This window comes from Corallococcus sp. BB11-1 (assembly GCF_026626625.1).
Lineage (GTDB): Bacteria > Myxococcota > Myxococcia > Myxococcales > Myxococcaceae > Corallococcus > Corallococcus soli.
In genome coordinates, this window is sequence record NZ_JAPNJY010000016.1 from 1 (window position 1) to 17056 (window position 17056).

Here is a 17056-nt window from a genome sequence, read left to right on the forward strand (position 1 = left end):
CCCCTTCGCCAACTGGGTGAAGCCCTTCCAGCTCATGAAGGACGCGGCGGAGCGGCTGGGCGGGACGCACTTCGCCGCCGCGCTGCCCATCAGCTTCTGGTGGGGTGCGAACATCCTGGCGAGGCTCCTGGACCAGGTGGGCCGGCAGGTGGCGAAGGCGGGGGCGAAGGCAGGAGCATTCGACTCGGTGGATGGGGCCTCCTCGCACCTGATTGGCATCCTCAGCTCCCTGTGCCTCGTGGCCACGGCGCTCTTCTGCGTGCAGATCATCCGGGCACTCCAGGAACGGATGGACCAGCGCCGCGAGGGCTACGAGGCCGTGGACGGAGCACCGGCGCAAGTGGAGGACGTGGCCGAGGCCGCGTAGGCCGGCGGCCCCGGACGTGCGCCAAGGCGGCTTCAGCGCCAGGTGCGCTGCTGGTTGCGCGCGTTCTTCTCCCGGAAGGCCTGCTCCAGGTCCACGCCCGCGCGGTTCGCGATGGCGAGCAGGTAGTTGAGGACGTCCACCAGCTCCTCCCCCACGTGGGCCCGCGCCTGGGCAGCCTGCGCCTCCGGGGCCGGCTTCTCGTACTGGCGCACGGCCTTGAACAGCTCGCCGACCTCCTCGCCCATCCGGAAGCAGTTGTGGACCAGGTCCTGCTGGAGCCAGCCGTGCAGCGCTTCCAGGTCGTGGATGTAGCGCTGGTACTCCGGCATCGCGGCGCGCTCGGGGAGTTCAATCATGCCCCCCGTGCTCCGTCAGTGGCGGGTGGCTGTCAACCCATCCGTGGAGGACGGAGGAGCTTGCCCTCGCGCAGGTTCCGGGCGACCTCCAGGCCCGACACCTGCCCTGCGAAGGGGCAGGCGTGGGACGAACGTCTCACATCAGCTTCGCCATGATCTCGCGCTCGCGCTGATCGAGCTTGATGGAGGCGAGCGCCCAGTCGATGAGTTCGTCCGTGACGGAGGCGTCGAGACCGAAGGCCTTGGCGGCCTCGTTCACGGACGCGCGCTCCTCGGCCGCGACCTCTCCGTCGGCGCAGGCCACCTCGACGAGCATGCGCAGCAGGGAGACGCGCAGCTCGCGAATCTCAATCTTGCTGACGATGTCGGTGAGGCGACCAGGCTTCTGGAACTCCCCCTCGATGAGCGCCGCGACCTGCTCGTCGCGGGGCGACAGGCCGATGCCCAGCACCACCTCATCGAGCTGCTGGCGCTCATCCTCAGTGACGCGGCCATCGCTCGCCGCCACGTTGGCCATGGCCTGGACGAACGCCAGCAACTGCTCCTGAGGGTACTCGCGCGTCATGACGTCTCCTGGGTGAGCGGCGCGAGTCTGGCCGGGAACTCACGGTCAGACGCGGAGCCGGGCTGTTCAGCGACACAGGATAATGGGCCCCCGAGAGGATCGAAAACGGTTTCGTCCATCCCTGCCCCACTCCGCCGCGGCCTCCCCACCTCAAGCGACGGCAGGAGCAAGGCGCTGGAGCCCCATGGCGAGCCAGGCGGCCATGAGCTTCAGGATGAACCGAGGAGGAACGGTCGGGTAGGCGGGGAGGTCTTCCGGGAGCGCTGTCCCCGGAGGCCTGGAGCGGGTGTTGATGCGCATCCGTAGAGGTGGGGGCTCGCCCTGGAGCCGCGCCCGGAGCACCGACACCCAATGCTCGCTCCCATCGAAGCGCAGGAACATGGCGGAGCCGCAGCAGGTGGCGACGACCCGGTTCGTGGGCGACGCCTCCCGGAGCTTGTAGTCCTTCAAGAGCGGGCTGCCACGGGTGCAGCGGAAGCGGTCCTTCCGGTAGAGGAGGTAGGCCGTCCCACCGTCGGCCTCCTGGGAGGGCTGGCCCCCCGGAAGGCCTTCAATCTGGCGCGATCCGGCCTGGCAGTCATCGCAATAGCAGACGGCCCCTACGATGGGAGCGCCCCGCAGTTCGAGTTCGACTCGCCCACAGGAGCACCGGGCCCAGGAGGTGTTCGTCGGCGGAGACGGTTCGTTGGCGTTCATAGGGCCACGATGCTCCTGGCTCATGACAGCCTTATGTCAGGATAGTGGGCCGGCATGGGGGGCGCGCACGACCTGGCGCCCGGGGCGGTGCGCCCGGGAATACCGGCGCCGCAGCCCCCAGGCGAGCCCCACCGTGCCGGCCAACAGCACCGCGCCCTGCGCACCACCGCCACAGCCGCAGCCCTGGGGGTTCGCCACCGGGCGCTCCGACACCACCGGCCCGGGCGGAGGCTGTCCGGGGGAGAGCTCCAGCGCTCGATGGATGAGCTTCTCCCGCGCGCGCTCGAACGCGGCAGCGTCGACTGACACCTCCAGGGGCGACGGCACGAGCTCCCGCACCACCTGGGCGGCGAATTCGGGATCCCCTCCCTCCACCACGCGCATCAGCCACTCGTAGTCCTGCACCCCCGCGCGCAACAGCTTGAGCCGGAGGCTGGGCAGCGGGACCTGCGACTGCCCTCCGATGCGCGCGGGCGTCCCCGGGTAGAAGAGCGTTCCGTCGCCGTTGCCACCGTAGAACCACTGATCCGTCCAGGCGGTGGTGATGCGCGCGGTCGTCTCGTAATAGGACTCGCCGGACGCCTGCAACGCGAACACCAGCCAGGGCATGGCCCGGTTGAGCGCGGCCGGGTGATCAATCATGTACGAGGGCAGGCGCATCGTGTCGGGCAGGTCGCCCACGCAGCCATGGCTGCCGCAGCTCTGGTACAGCCAGAGCGACGTCCCAGGCCGCGACAGGAAGGCGTCATACGCCGGGCGCTGCGGGCCCACGTCCGGCGGCTCGACTCCCGCCATGAGCTGGAGCAGGACCGAGATGCGCCCGATGAGCCCCTCCACGCCATTCGCCTGTGCCTTCGTCAGGCTCGTGGTGACCATGCGCACCAGCCCCGGGGCCGCGCGCTCCACCAGGCTCGCGCGGACCCGCAGCTCCTCGTATGAACTGAACAGGGGCGGCTCGTCGGCCGTGTAGTCGAACGCACGCGAGAGCCACCCGCGCGCGGAGAAGTGCGCCTGGAAGTCCGCGAGGGCCTGCTCCTCCGCGGGCCCCATGTACTGCGCGCTCGTCATCCGAGCGCCCTTCAGCCGCGTGGGCGCGGTACCGTCGAGCAACGGCGCGTAGGCGGCGTCGAAGGCCTCCCACCCCAGCGCGGTGGGTTGACGGACGAAGATGTCGGAGAGCGTGAAGCGGTGGTCGAGCGCCAGCCGCGCGTAGCGCCCGAGCAGCTCCACCCGCACGTCCTCCGAACCGCAATCCTCGCGGCCGGTGTGCGCCAGGCAGACCAGATCCGGCTCGAGGCAGAAGGCCGTAGGGTAGCTCGGCGTGCTGGGAAGAACGGCGTCGACGACGGTGAGGCCCACCGGGACGAGGGCGGTGAAGCCTCCCGCCGCCACCACCTCCACCCTGCCCTCGTAGCGCCCCGGCGGCGCATCCTCCGGGACCAGCACGTCCACCCAGAGCGCCCGGGACTCCCGTGGGGGAACGTCGAAGGGAAAGGCATTGCGCGGCTCGCCTGCGACCTCATCCACCTCGGGGACGAGCGCATCGGGCCAGCGGCCCGTCGTGTCCTGGCCGCTCGATGACTGCGTGATGACCTGGAAGTCTTGACGGTAGAGGGTGAGCTGGCTGCCGCCGATGCGCGCGGGTCCCGAGAGTTCCCCCAGGCGCGCGGCCACCGCTGTCGCCCCCGAGTCTCCGCCGTGGATCACGACCTGGAAGCTGACAGCCTCGTTTCGCGCGGCGAGCAGCTCCACCGGCTCGGCCCCGCGCGGAGGCGTCTCCGGGCGCACCTTCACCATGAAGCTCTCGCCGTAGACCTGGGGGGCCGCCAGCGCCGCCAGCCCCACGAGCGCCAGGATCAGCCCGAATGCCCTCGCTGTCGCCGCCAACCCCGCGCGCATGGCACGCTCCCGTCCATCCGCCGACGGGAAGATGCGCCGGGCCTCCGATGACAGCCAGCCGTCCGCGAGGGCGTGGCGCTGTCACCCACCGGAGCATCGCCTGGGGAGGCACGAGCCCGAAGACGCATGGGCCGCCCTGTCATCAACACCACCCGTCACGACGGATTCAGCCGGGCCGTGAACCCGTCACAGGGCTTGCCTTCCGCGGCTCCGACCCTGCCCCTGACTGGAAAATTGTGGTACGAGCAACCTTTTTGGAAAAACGGGAGGCTCGCTTTGACGTTGTTTCGAGTGTGTCTGGCTTCGCTGCTGGTCCTGGTGGTCGCCTGCGGTGATTCGGATCCAGAGGTAACTGCTGATGCCGGCCAGTCCCAGCCGGACGCAGGTGTCGCGACACCGGACGCGGGCAGCGGGACGGATGCGGGCTCCGAGACGCCGGACGCGGGCTCCGAGACGGACGCGGGCTCCGAGACGCCGGACGCTGGCACCGAGACGGATGCGGGCTCCGAGACGCCGGACGCGGGCTCCGAGACGGACGCTGGCACCGAGACGCCGGACGCGGGGAGCGAGACGCCGGACGCGGGCCCCGAGACGCCGGATGCAGGCGAGGTTCCCGAGGCAGGCGTCATCGACAACTGGGGCTTCGAGGAGTGGTCCGGTGCGCTTCCGGAGAAGTGGTACGGCAGCTCGTCGAATCTCCCCTCGGACTCGGTGCAGAAGGTGACGACGCGTGCCTTTGAAGGCGTGAACGCGGCCCGGCTGAGCAATCCTTCGACCGCGCACAAGCGCTTCAGCACCCTGGCGAAGTCGATGCCCGCTGGCCGCTACTCCTGCACCTACCAGGCGCGGGGCACCGGTGACGTTCGAAACGCCTTCTACTTCGACGACGACTTCTCCTCCTACTCGGCCTACACCCAGGTCGACAGCAAGGAGTGGAAGGCGCTGGCGTACGACTTCAATCTGGCCAATGACGTCTTCGACACCTTCGAGCTCATCTTCAGCGTCAAGGCGACCAGCGGCGAGCATCTGCTCATCGACGACGTGCGCTGCGTGCGGGCCGACGAGCCGTGTGATCAGGTCAGCTGCGAGGCCTGGGAGCGCTGCGTGAACGCCACCGCCACCTGCGAGCCGCTCTCCGGCCGCTGCAACGACGCCACGGACTGCAGCGAGTGGCAGACCTGCGACGCGACCCAGACGTGCGTGGTCGCGGAAGATCGCTGCACCCGTCACACGGACTGCGCGGGCACCCCGGAGACGCCGGTCTGCGAATCCGCCACGCATCGCTGCGTCGAAGGCGACCCCTGCGCGGGCGTCACCTGCAGCCACCCGGCGACGAGCTGCAACCCCACGAGCGGCGTGTGCGAGCTGGCCGAAGGCGCCTGCTTCACCACCTACGACTGCCGCGGTGAGCTGCCCGCCTGCGACGCGGCGACCCGGCGCTGCGTCTCCGCCGACCACCCCGCGAACATCATCCGCAACGGTGGCTTCGAGGACTGGAACACCTACTCCATCCCCTACCACGGGAGCCATTACATCCCTGATTACTGGTACGGCCTCGACAACGGCATCGCCGACCCGGGCACCGAGATCAAGCCCTCGCGCCTCATGCCCTACACGAACGCGGTGCACGGCGGTTCGAGGGCGCTGCAGTTCGTCGTCCCCATCCAGGTGGCCGAGCGCTTCTCGCTCCAGAAGTTCGACGTCCCGAGCGGCAACTACTCCTGTTCGTACCGGGTGCGGGGCCACGGCAGCATCCGCCACCGCATCTATTCGAGCGGTGGCTGGAGCCAGCAGACCGACTTCCTCGCCGTCGACAGCGATGAGTGGCAGCCGGTGTTCACCCGCTTCACCGGCAACGTGCGCGACTGGCGGCTGATCTTCTACCCGAGCCGCAGCGAAGCCGACCGCGACCACCTCCAGATCGACGACGTCGTCTGCACGAAGGACTAGGCGCAGGTCCAGACCGCCCCGGTGGTGCACCGGGGCGGCGCGGGCTTCGATGCCATGCGCCCCCCTGCCAAGCTCCGCAACCCGCTGCCCATGCCGCGGGAGCCCGGCCGCTCCGGCGGTCCGGTCACTCGGTGACGGTGAAGGACACGGGGATGCTCTGGGCGGTGTAGTTGTGGCCCACCAGCGTGACCGTCGCTTCGTAGGTGCCCGGGGCCACCTTGCCCTGGACGATGATGTGGAAGCGCTCGACCTTCCCCGTCTCCACCCAGATGGGGAAGGCGCGGGGGCAGGTGGAGAACAGACACCCGAGCGCCTCCCCGAGCGCGATGAACGGCGACAGGGGCGCCAGCGCGATGGCCAGGAACGGCGCGCCAATTCCAGCCTGCCCCGCCTTCGCCCAGAGCGACTCGAGGTAGCTTTCAACGGAGTCCAGCGGGACGCTGACCGCGTCCTTGCCGCTGCCCGTCACCTGCAACGCGGAGAGCACGGCGTCGCCCTTGAGGGACTTCTCCCGGAAGACCACGGGGATCAGCACGCGCTGGTCCTTCTTCACCGTGACGGGCGTCGCGTCATAGGCCAGCTCCACGTCGGCCGGCTGGAGCATCCCTCCCTGCTGCGTCACCCCCTGGGTGAGCTGGAAGGAGCCCACGCTCCGGACCTTGCCAGGGCTCAGCGTCACCTGGGCCTGCTTGCCCTTGATCATGCTGGGCGCCTGACTGGAGGCCGCCAGCTCCGGCGAGTCCAGGGCACCGGACTCCACCTCGCCGCCGAGCGCGAACGCGGGGCTGAGGACGGTGCTCGTCGCCACCTGGATGACGGACTTCGAATCCCAGTACAGCCGATCCGCGGCGCTCACGGTCACGCTGCCGGTGATGGGCGTGTTGCCCGTGGAGGTGATGAGCAGGCCGCGGGTAAAGCCCGTGAGGGTGAGGTTGCTGGCGTGGATGACGGCCGCGTCGGCGAAGAACAGGGACTTGTCCGTGCCGCCCCAGTCTTCGGGGAAGGTGGCGGTGGGGCTGGCGTCGCTGACGTTGTCCTGGGTGGTCAGCGCGACCACGGGCGTGGCGCCGCCGCTCGGGGGCTGCGTGCGCGCGGTGGCGGAGTTGACGTCGACGCTGCCCAGCGTGCCGGTGGTGAACTGGATCTGCGGCCCCTCCAGTACCAGCAGCCCCGTCTGCGAGCCGACCTGGGCGTTGGCGAAGAAGACGCTGCGCTGGTTGCTGGAGAACGCGGGCGCGGGCACCAGCACTCCAGGGGCTTCCACCTGGGCCTGTCCCTTCGTGGTCAGGACGATGGAGCTGCCGGAGAGCTCCACCGTGGAGGTGATGCCGGTGGGCTTGTCCTTGAAGGCCCGCCTCCAGCGGGACTCCACCGCGTCGAGCGACTCTCCCGGTCTCCGGCTTTCAACGTCATCCTGGTGGGGGGGACCGTCATCGGTGCCTCCTCCACAGCCCAGGGGCAGGGTCAGGAAGACCGCGGCGGACACCACGGCCATGTATGTGTTCGAGGCTCGCACGGTAGCTCCAGCGGGGTAGGTGCTGCTTGCATGCAGTGTTGTCCGCTGCCGGTCGCTTTGGATCTCACCCGGGCGAATTCCTGTGCGCGAGGGTGCGCGGCCGTGCCACCTGGAGCCTGCGGCACCGGGCCCGCTGGCATCACATGAAGAGGCCGCCCGCGAAGAATGGAGTGCCATTCTCCACGGACGGCCTTGAACAGCGATGGCTCACGGGGCCGCGACTGGCGGCCCCAGGCTCACCTCACTCGGCGACGAGCACCCGGCCAATGAACTCGCCGGTGTTGCCGGCGGCGTCCGTGGCCGTGATGATGACGTCGTTGTAGCCCGTATCCGCCACGCGCACGGAGTGGGTGACGGTGTTCGTCCCCGCTTCCACGCTGGAGCTCTCCACCCAGTTGGTGGACACCGTCGAGGGTGAGGCGTCCGTCACCTCGCTGGTGATGTCCACCCAGATGGAGGGCTGGGCCTCGTCCGGGAGGGGCGAAACGATGCGGAGGACCGGCGCGGTGCGGTCCACCGTGACGACGCGCGTGTCCGAGACCACGCCACCCTGAGCGTCGATGGCGGTGAGCACGATGGTGTACGTGCCCTCCTCCAGCGCCAGGAACTGCACCATGTGCCCGCCGGTGCCTTCCTCCTCCATCGGGATGGGCTCGCCACCGTTGATGGTGAAGTAGGCCAGGGCGATGGGCGAGCTGCTCGAGCCAGGACGGATGTAGCCGCACACCTTGACCAGGGCATCACGCGTGTAGCGGGGCATGTTGCACATGGTCAGGTCCGGCGGCGCAGCCGCGGGGTCCGTCACGAGGATGGACGTGTTGCAGCTCACCGACTGGCCACCGACGTCCGTGGCCGTGTACGTCACGGGCGTGGAGCCGGGCGCGTAGAGGCCGGCCGGCGGGCCGACCACCGACGCCAGGGCGCACACGTCGGTCGCGTTGGCCGCGGCGGGGGTCACCACCGCGCCCCCGGAGGACGGAGCCTCCACGATCATCGGGCCCGGGCAGACGATGGACGGCGCCAGGGTGTCCACCACCGTCACCTCGCGGCTGGCGGAGGCGCTGAGCCCAGCCCCATCCTGCGCGGTGTAGCCAAGGGTGTAGGAGCCCACGGCGCCGCCGTTGACCGAACCGGAGCGGGCGATGCTCGCGGTCAGGTCACCGGAGCAGATGTCCGACGCGGTGGCGCCGGGGTCCACGTACGCACCGCTGTTGCACTCGTGGTTCGAGGAGGCCGGTCCCACCAGGGCCACCGTCGGAGCCAGGGTGTCCAGCACGCTGACGGTGCGCGAGCTGCTCGCGGCGTTCCCGGAGGGATCCGTCACGCTGTAGTTCACGGTGTAGTTGCCCGGGTGCGACGTGTCGACGCCGTTGGACGTCACGACCGCGCCCGACAGGTTGCCCGCGCACGCGTCCGCGGCGGAGGCGCCCGCTTCGACGTAGGTGCTGACGTTGCACTCGAGGGCGGCGGAGGCCGGGTTCGGCGTGACGGCGGGGGCCTGGGTGTCACGGACCACCACCGCGCTGGTACAGGAAGAGGTGTTGCCGGAGCTGTCCGTCGCCGTGTGCGTCACGACGCTGGTGCCCAGCGGGTAGCGGGCCGGCGCGGGGCTGCTCACGGACGGCGTGCCGCAGTTGTCGCTGGCGCTCGCCTGGCCGGTGTTCACGTTCGCGCCACCGCCCACGCACTCCGCCTGCTGGTTCGCCGGGCAGCTGAGCGCCGGCGCGCTGGAGTCCACCACCTGGACGCTCGCGGTGCAGCTGCTGGACAGCCCCGCCTGGTCCACGCACGTCAGCGTGACGGAGGTGGTGCCCGGGCCGAAGGGGCCCGCCGGAGACTGGGTGCAGCCCACCAGGTCGCCATCCGGGTCCGAAGAGCCGTTGTTGACGGAGCCAGTGACACCGCACGAGGGGCCCGCATCCAGCGTCAGGTCGCGGCACACCGCCGTGGGAGGACGCTTCGTCTGCGTCCAGTCCTTGAGGGCGAGGTTCGACAGCGACACCCCGCCGCTCGTCTTCGTGAACGAGGCCTGGATCTGATCCCGCCCGACGCCGCCGCTGCCCACGTAGGTGAAGCTGGCGTGGCCCGCGCTGTTCGTCACGGCCTGACCCGTCTGCCCGGCGTTGGGGCCGGCATTGATGAGGAACGACACCGCCCGGTTGATCAGCGGCTGGCCCAGGTCGTTCTGCAGGTTGGCGGTGACCGTGTGGGAGAGGCCCACCTCGCTCGTCGCCAGCGGGGGCCCGAGCACGATGCCCTCACCGACGATGGCGGAGGCCGCGCGCAGCGACAGCGCCGCGAAGAAGATGTTGTCGTCGTTCGAGGCGTTGAAGGTGTTGATGACGATGCGCGTGGCGCCCTGGCTCACGAAGGGCAGCACGTTGTAGAGCTCGTCGTCGACGGAGGGGCCGGGGCCCGTGACGAAGGGCGAGGGGTTGGCGTTCGAGTCATCCAGGCCACCCACCGTCAGCAGCGCGCCATTGCTGCTGGCGCCGTCATCCTGACCGCCCGCCACGGAGCTCAGCCGCTGGCCATTGACGTCCACGGTGCTGCGCTGCGTCTCATTGGGGCTTCCGACCTGGGCACCGAACGAGATGCCCAGCGACAGGTCCAGGCCCAGGTTCGGGTCGTTCTTGTTGATGGGCTCCGAGAGGGAGATGTTGAACGTGTCCCCCGTGGTGCTCTGGGCCCCGAAGAGCAGGATGGCCGTGTTGACGGTGGTCTCGCTCGGGTTGTCGAAGATGACGGTCAGGATCTCACCGTCGACCTGCGTGGTGGCCGCCTCGGTGATGCTGAAGGACACGCGCCCGGCGGGGGCGGCGTCGAGCTTCGCCTTCACGAGGGACGTCACGTCCGCCCAGTGATTCCACGAGGCGATGCCATTCGCCAGGGAGGTGCTCCAGGACACGGGCTGGCCGTCGATGCGCACCTCCCCGTTGTTGATCCGGTAGGAGCTGAAGCCCGTGCTGGCCGCCGCCATGTAGGCGCGGCGCACGGTGGCGCCAGCCGCGGGCTTGTTCGCCTGGACAATCCCGCTCGGCCCGTTGGTGCCCACCCCGTCGATGGAGAGGGTGATGAAACCGGACTCGGTCACGTTCACCACGTTCAGCGCGGAGGCGGAGACCATCTGCTGCTGGAGCGCTCCCGACTTGAACCCCGGAGGCCTCGTGCCGGGCGGCACGTCTGCCTTGTCGAGCGGCGTCACCTCCCGCGGCGCTACCGCCCGGGGTACGTCCTGGCTCTCCTCCAGAGCAGGCGCTCCACAGGCCGACGCCCACAGGCCCAGCGCAAGCAAACCCATCCGTTGACGACGACTGCTCCCCATGGTGCTTCTCCTGGTCATCATTGAACTCCTCCTGCACTGCATGAAACGAGGGCAAGGCCGTGGCCTGCCGGGGCGACGGAATCCGCGCCCACCGGGTGAAAGGCTTCACATGCTGGGAGACGGCCGCGAAGGGAGTGGAGGGCTCAGCCCTGGCGTGCGGAGGGCGAGGCTTCACGGCGCCTGCGAAGAAGCAGGGGCGCCATGGCCAGCAGCAACCACCCGGCGGCCTCCGCCGCGCCCCCTGAGTGGCAGCCGCAGCCGGACCCGCCTTCCGACGCCTGGGGCACGACCTTCACCTGGAACGAGCAGCGCGAGCTGTTGCCCGCCACGTCGGTGGCGGTGAGTTCGACGGAAGTCTGGCCCACCGGGAACGTGCTCCCGGAGGGCGGGCTGTAGGCCAGCGCCACCGTGGAGACGGCGTCCGTCGACTGCGCGGCGGGGTACTGGACCTCCGCCCCCCTGGCGCTGGAGGCGGCGACCTCCTGCGACGGCGGACACGTCAGCTCCGGCGGCGTCGTGTCACGCACCTTCACCAGGAAGGAGCACGTCTCCGTGTTGCCAGCGGCGTCCCTGGCGGTGACGACAACGGGTGTGTCGCCCAGGGGAAAGCGTTCACCGCTGACCTGGCTGTAGCTGAGCTGGGGCGGCGCGCCGCTGTCATCGCTCCCCTGCGCGGGGGTGTAGGACACCGCGGCCCCGGTCGCGGCGGCGGCCTCCGCCGTCACGTCGCTGGAGCAGACCAGACCCGGCGGGGTGCAGTCCCCGAAGCTGGCGGTGAAGGCCGTGAAGAGCTCGTCACCCTGCCGCCCGTCGGAAGCGCGGAAGTAGACCTGGTCCCCCACCATGCCCAGCACCTGGATCTGCGAGCCCGTCGGCCCGGACACCAGGTCCACCACCAGCCGGGTGCCGGTGTCGGTACCGTCACTCTTCCAGAGCTCGACCCCGCTGGCTCCGTCGTCGGCGGAGAAGAGCAGCACCGGACCGACCGGCGTCAGGGTCGCGACCCCGGAGCCACTGGCACCGGCGCGGATGTCCTTGACGAGGGTGGTGCCGGCCACGGTGCCGTCGCTCCTCCACAGCTCGCGACCATGGGTGCCATCGTTCGCCACGAAGTAGAGCCAGGACCCCAGGGCCGTCAGCTGCGCCGGCTGCCCGTTGCCCTCGCCCGCGAGCAGATCCCGGACGAGGGTGGTCCCCTCCGAGGTGCCGTCGCTCTTCCACAGCTCCTGACCGTGAACGGGGTCGCTCATGCTGAAGAAGAGCGTGTCACCTACCGCCTTGAGCAGCTCGGGGGAGTAGTGGGGGCCAACGGCGGAAGGCACGACGCGGGTGGTGCCCGCGGCGGTGCCGTTGCTCCGCCACAGCCCCGCCCCTTGGTTTCCGTCATTCGCGACGAGGTAGAGCACCCCGCCCAGGGCGGTGAGCTCCGCCGGGGACGAGGATCCAGCGCCAGGCCGGATGTCCTTGACCAGGGTGGTGCCGCCCGCGGTGCCGTCGCTCTTCCACAGCTCCATGCCCGACGCGCCGTCATCCGCGGCGAAGTAGAGGGTGTTCCCGACGGCGGTGAGCAGCGAGGGCTGGGCGCCGATGCTTCCGGGGACGAGATCCGTGACGAGGGTGGTCCCCCCCGCGGTGCCATCACTCGTCCACAGCTCGAAGCCCGTGACGCCATCGTCCGCCACGAAGTAGAGCCTGCTGCCCAGGGCGATGAGGCTGGTGGGCAGGCTGGAGCCGCCCCCCGGGACGAGGTCCTTGACGAGGGTGGTGCCCGCCTCCGTGCCATCGCTCTTCCACAGTTCGAGCCCGTTCGCGCCGTTGTCCGCGATGAAGAAGAGGGTGTCGCCCACCGCGGTGAGCTGGGCCGGGGAAGCGCCCTCCGGGCCAGGACGGATGTCTTTGACCCGCAGGGTGCCCGCGGCGGTACCGTCCGTCTTCCAGAGTTCGGCCCCGCCAGCGCCGTCGTCGGCGGCGAAGAACAGGGCGCCGCCCACGGTCACGCCCGAGGCCGGGTCGCTGCCCTCCGCGCCCGGAGCGATGTCCTTGAGGGTCGAGACGGGACGACACTCGGGAGCGGGGATCCCTGCCATCGCAGGCGCGCCCACCGACAGCAGCCCCGACAACAACAGCAGACACCTGTTCATCAGACCCATCCCTGCCATTCTTCCCCCACGTTCATCGCAATCCTCCAAGCCCGCTCGGGACCCAAACGGTGGAGGAAAAAGGAACGGGACCTCACGGGCCTGACAAAGCAGACGGAGATCCCTTCTCTACGATCACGCATCGTTCATTCAAACCAGACTTTCCGTCAACCCCACATACCGCGCATCTGCGTTTTTCCTGTCTGGCGGTGATGGGTCTGATCACACCTGGCGCCAGGATCGCTCTCCACCCAAAAACGAGACATTCCAGAACTCATCTCAAAACCAGAATGGACTAACAACATGCGTCATCCGCGCCCGGGGGTGACGTGGGGTGGTTTCGCTCCAGCCTGGTCCTTACTGCCCCCCGGCCTGGCGCACTGTCGACCACCGCCCTGAAGGCAGGCTTGGATTCGGCTTCGCAATCACTCTCAAGTGCCGTGTCATCGCCGGCCGGGGTCGTTGGGGGCCCGATCATCCTTCGCACTGCGTCAGGTGAACCGCTCGCGGAAGGCCCGCGGGCTGCGGGCCGTCCCCTCCCCGCTCCCACACCGCGGCCCCCCATGAGGCCGCCGCCCGGTTTCTTCGCGGATGCGAAGTCGAGCGCGAGGCTCCCTGGCCGCAATCGCTTCGCTGGGGTCGCGTACCCACAGCGTCTTTCCGGGCCGGGGCCACGACGGGGTGGTGGCGCAACTTCCCGTGATGACAGCGGATAATCCGGACGGCAACATCGGATGTATCAGAGGGGGGCAGTACGTCATGCGAGTCGACGGTCCATCATCTTCAACCCAAACAATCTCTTCCGGAGACACAGGCAGGGCCCAGGCCCGCGAGGTCTCCGAGTCCAACGTCGTCCGGGAAGAGGAGGCCCCCGGCGCGCAAGGTCCTGATTCGACCTCCAGCTTCGAGGACGCGCCCGCGGCGCACCGGGAGCGACTGCTGCCCCCTCCCCCGCCTCCCCCGCCCGAGCCCCCGCCAGAGGAGGCCCGTCCCGTCCCGCAGAAGAACCTGAAGCGCGGTGACACCGGCGAAGACGTGAAGCAGCTCCAGGACTCGTTGGTGGAGCTGGGCTACCTGACGCCCGAGCAGGTCGCCACCGGGCCGGGCCTGTTCGGGCCGCAAACGGAGGCCGCGCTGGAGGGCTTCCAGCGGGACAACGGCATCACCGCCCGGGGCCACTACGAGGCCACCACCCGCGACGCGCTGTCGAAGTCCCTCGCGCGCTCCGCGCAGCCGGGCGGCAAGAAGCAGGGCCCGGCCATGTCCGCCGAGGCCGCGTTCATCACCCAGTTCACCTCCCAGTACAACCCGCACGGTCCGCGCGGCAGCACCAACTGCGGTCCCGCCAGCCTCGCCATGTCCCTGGCGTACACGGGCCACATGCCCCCGGGGCTCACGAAGGAACAGCAGGTGGACCATGCGCGCGCGCTGATGAGCCCGCGCCGCGCGTCGGAGTTCACCACCGTGACGGCGTCGGACGGCACGCGCGTGTCGCTGCTGGACCGGGACCATGAGCTCACCGGCGGCACCATGGTGTCCGACGGCATCCAGAACGCGGGCCTCACGTCACGCTACGGGCAGGGCTGGGACGCCCTGGACCAGCAGCTGGCGGCGGGCAACCCCGTCATCGCCAATGGCGCCACGAACGCGGCCTGGCGCTCGCAGTTCCCCGAGCGCATGGGCAGCGGCGACATCGGCCACCTCAACGCCATCCTCGCGAAGACGGCCGACGGGAAGTACCTCGTCGCCGACCCGCTGCACACCGGTGGCCCGGTGGCGATGACGCGCAACCAGCTCAGCGTCTTCTTCTCCCCCACCGGGGGCCAGCCGTCCTTCAATGCGCTGCACGGGGCCTCGCGAGGCGCCGGTGCCGCGAGGCCGGATGGCGCCAACGCGGGGGCCAGCGCGGGCGCCGCCGCCGCCCGGCTGCTGGAGCAGGCCGCCGCGAGCCTCCCCCCGTTCGATCCGGGCCCCTACACGCCCCCGACGGGCGTGGGGGTCGCCAACGTCGCCACGCCGGGCGCGTCCGGCGCGGACGTCGCGGCGCGGGCGACGCAGGACGCGAAGGCCCTGGCAGGCACGCTCCAGAACAGCCTGGAGCAGGGCGCCCTGCAGTTCGAGCAGCTCATCGCCAGCAACCCGGACCCCGCCTACCAGGAGGCGTTCGTCCGCGCCGCGGAGCCCTCGCTCGCGAAGATGGGCCAGCTCTTCGCCGGGGTGTCCCCGGAGACGGACCGCCAGCTCCACCCCCGCCCGCCGCTGCGCCACCCCGACCTTGCGCGGGACCGGCCGCTGCTCGACAAGCTGGCGAAGGAGGAGACCGCCATCGAGCAGAAGACGTACCTCGGCCTGGCGCGCGCCACGGAGCGGCTGAGAGAGCCGACCGCCGGGCTCGTGGGCAGGTACTTCACCCGGGACACGCCGCCGGGGTTCGCCAACCTCTCGCTGAGCCACGCCATCCGGACCGCCGTCAACTCCGGCATCGGCGCGCGGCTCGCGTTCGACATGGAGCGCGAGCTGGGCAGGAGCGCGGTCCTTCCGCCGGGTTTCAAGGGGCCCACCCGCGACATGGATGCCCAGGCCATCCACAAGACGCTGTGGAGCGCCATCGACGGGCTTCGCACCCGGTTCACGGCGGTCGCGGACAAGGCGGAGGAGCACCAGAAGCAGCTCACGGGGCTGCTCAGCGGCCCGGCCAAGGTCCTCACCCCGGAGCAGCAGCAGGCCTTCACCGCCACCTTCCTGAACGACCCCGAGCGCAAGAAGGACCTGGCGGACTTCGAGCAGCTCAGCAAGCTGCTGGCCAGCGCCGCCCCGGATGGCGCGCCGTCGGGCGCGGATGGGCCGGAGGTCGTCGCGCTGGCTCGCGAGCTGCCGCGGATGGCGGCGACGCAGTCCGGCGCCGAGTACCTCGCCTCCCAGCTCGCCGCCCAGGGCGAGAACCACCCCACGTTCCTCGACACCGTCGGCAAGCTGAAGGACCTCAAGGACTTCGACGAGAAGCTCGCCCTCGCGCTCGTGAAGAGCGCGGGCTCGGGCGCCATCCTCGCGGCGGGCCTCAAGTCGAAGGGAGGGGCGGAGGCCATCTTCAACGGGCTCGCGCGCAACGCCCACCTGTTCGGGATGGACCCGGGGGACATGCGGCAGTACGTCAAGCTGCTGCGCGGCATCGGCCCGGACTCGACGCATGCGCAGGTCCAGGGCATCACGCAGTCGCTCCGGGACCTCCTGCGCGACCAGGAGACGGGGCTGCCGGGCAACCCGGAGTCCCCCCGGAGCCAGGCGCTGCGCGGGCTGGGCGTCCTCGTCACCGCGACCGCGGCCGTGGGGGACGCCTCCGGCTGGAACCAGGCGGACTTCGCCGCGAAGATCAAGATCGTCGGCGACGGGCTCAGCGTCGGCGGGGACGGCGGGGCGCTCATCCTCGACGTGCTCGGCAAGTCCGCACCGCTCCTCTCCAAGGTGCTCGGCAAGGCGTCCGGCGCGGGCACGCTGCTGGGCGCGGTGGGTGACGGCATCCAGTCCTTCCAGGCCGTGAAGGAGGGCAAGTACTGGAAGGCCAGCGCGTCCGGCGCGCAGTCACTGGGCGCCCTCCTCATGGCGGGAGGCTCGCTGGTCCGGTGGCTTCCCGGCGCCCAGCTCATCGGCGCGGCCCTGTTCCTGGGCGGGCTCGCGGTGAAGTACCTGGACCCGGACAAGTACGCCACGCGGGGCGCCCAGGTGCGCCTGCTCACCGAGAGCGGCATGGACGGGAAGCTTGCGCAGAACCTCATCGACCTGGGCCCCGACCTCCTGGACAAGCGACTGCGGCAACAAGCGCGCATGTCGCCGGAGCAGGTGCAGCGGTTCATCACCGACCACCCGGAGCTGGCGCGAGAGCCCCTCCAGTTCGACAGCCTGAGCCAGGGCGCCAACGCGATGGGGATGAAGGGCGCGGACTACCAGGCGTTCCTGGAGCGACTGGCGAAGGCCCACGGCGTGGACGTCGGCACGCTCGCGACCGAGGTCCACTTCCGCTTCTACGGCCATCCTCCGTCGAGCGGCGCGAGCCAGGGGCAGCCGTCCCCGGACGAGGCGTTCCGCCAGTGGGTGGAGGCGCGCACGCCGGAGGTCGCGGCCTGGGCGAAGCAGCACCGGAAGCCCTGAGCCCGCCCCGCCGGGGCGACGGATGGGCGGCACCGGGGACGGGCGGGTGGATCCAGACCCGATTCCAGGCTCACTTGAGCCTGGAACGACACCTCCCG

10 protein-coding genes are annotated in these 17056 nt (G+C 70.2%); 3 read left to right on the plus strand and 7 right to left on the minus strand.

The window, feature by feature from the left end; all coding sequences use genetic code 11:
* The coding region (locus OV207_RS13190) for a DUF4328 domain-containing protein (RefSeq protein ID WP_267555496.1) at positions 1-367 on the plus strand (367 nt) is incomplete at its 5' end.
* 32 nt (positions 368-399) lie between these two features.
* Here OV207_RS13190 and OV207_RS13195 read toward each other — a convergent pair.
* From OV207_RS13195 to OV207_RS13210, 4 genes are all read right to left on the minus strand, one after another.
* Positions 400-723: a MazG nucleotide pyrophosphohydrolase domain-containing protein gene (locus tag OV207_RS13195; protein ID WP_267555499.1), complete on the minus strand. Its 324-nt coding sequence runs from the start codon at positions 721-723 to the stop codon at positions 400-402.
* 136 nt (positions 724-859) lie between these two features.
* On the minus strand, positions 860-1288 hold the full coding sequence (locus OV207_RS13200; RefSeq protein WP_267555500.1) for a tellurite resistance TerB family protein: 429 nt from the start codon (positions 1286-1288) through the stop codon (positions 860-862).
* Between the two features lie 150 nt (positions 1289-1438).
* Positions 1439-1984 carry a GFA family protein gene (locus OV207_RS13205; RefSeq protein WP_267555502.1) on the minus strand — a complete coding sequence of 182 codons (546 nt, stop codon included), beginning with the start codon at positions 1982-1984 and terminating at the stop codon, positions 1439-1441.
* Positions 1985-2020: 36 nt separating this feature from the next.
* Positions 2021-3883 carry a DUF4091 domain-containing protein gene (locus OV207_RS13210; protein WP_267555503.1) on the minus strand — a complete coding sequence of 621 codons (1863 nt, stop codon included), beginning with the start codon at positions 3881-3883 and terminating at the stop codon, positions 2021-2023.
* Positions 3884-4159: 276 nt separating this feature from the next.
* Here OV207_RS13210 and OV207_RS13215 point away from each other — a divergent pair, with 276 nt between their 5' ends.
* Positions 4160-5833, plus strand: coding sequence for an invertase recombinase-like protein (locus tag OV207_RS13215; RefSeq protein ID WP_267555505.1), 1674 nt, complete (start codon positions 4160-4162; stop codon positions 5831-5833).
* A 124-nt stretch (positions 5834-5957) separates the two neighbouring features.
* Here OV207_RS13215 and OV207_RS13220 read toward each other — a convergent pair whose 3' ends face one another.
* The 3 genes from OV207_RS13220 to OV207_RS13230 form a co-directional block, all read right to left on the minus strand.
* Complete coding sequence (locus OV207_RS13220) at positions 5958-7349, minus strand: hypothetical protein (protein ID WP_267555507.1); 1392 nt, start codon at positions 7347-7349, stop codon at positions 5958-5960.
* A 241-nt stretch (positions 7350-7590) separates the two neighbouring features.
* Positions 7591-10650: an immunoglobulin-like domain-containing protein gene (locus tag OV207_RS13225; RefSeq protein WP_267555510.1), complete on the minus strand. Its 3060-nt coding sequence runs from the start codon at positions 10648-10650 to the stop codon at positions 7591-7593.
* Between the two features lie 167 nt (positions 10651-10817).
* Positions 10818-12815 (minus strand): ELWxxDGT repeat protein, encoded by a 1998-nt coding sequence (locus OV207_RS13230; protein WP_267555512.1) that lies wholly within the window; start codon positions 12813-12815, stop codon positions 10818-10820.
* 756 nt (positions 12816-13571) lie between these two features.
* On the opposite strand from OV207_RS13230, the gene OV207_RS13235 reads away from it, so the two are divergent.
* The gene (locus tag OV207_RS13235; RefSeq protein ID WP_267555514.1) at positions 13572-16958 is read left to right on the plus strand and encodes a peptidoglycan-binding protein; all 3387 of its coding nucleotides are present in this window, start codon (positions 13572-13574) and stop codon (positions 16956-16958) included.
* The last annotated feature ends 98 nt before the right edge of the window (positions 16959-17056 follow it).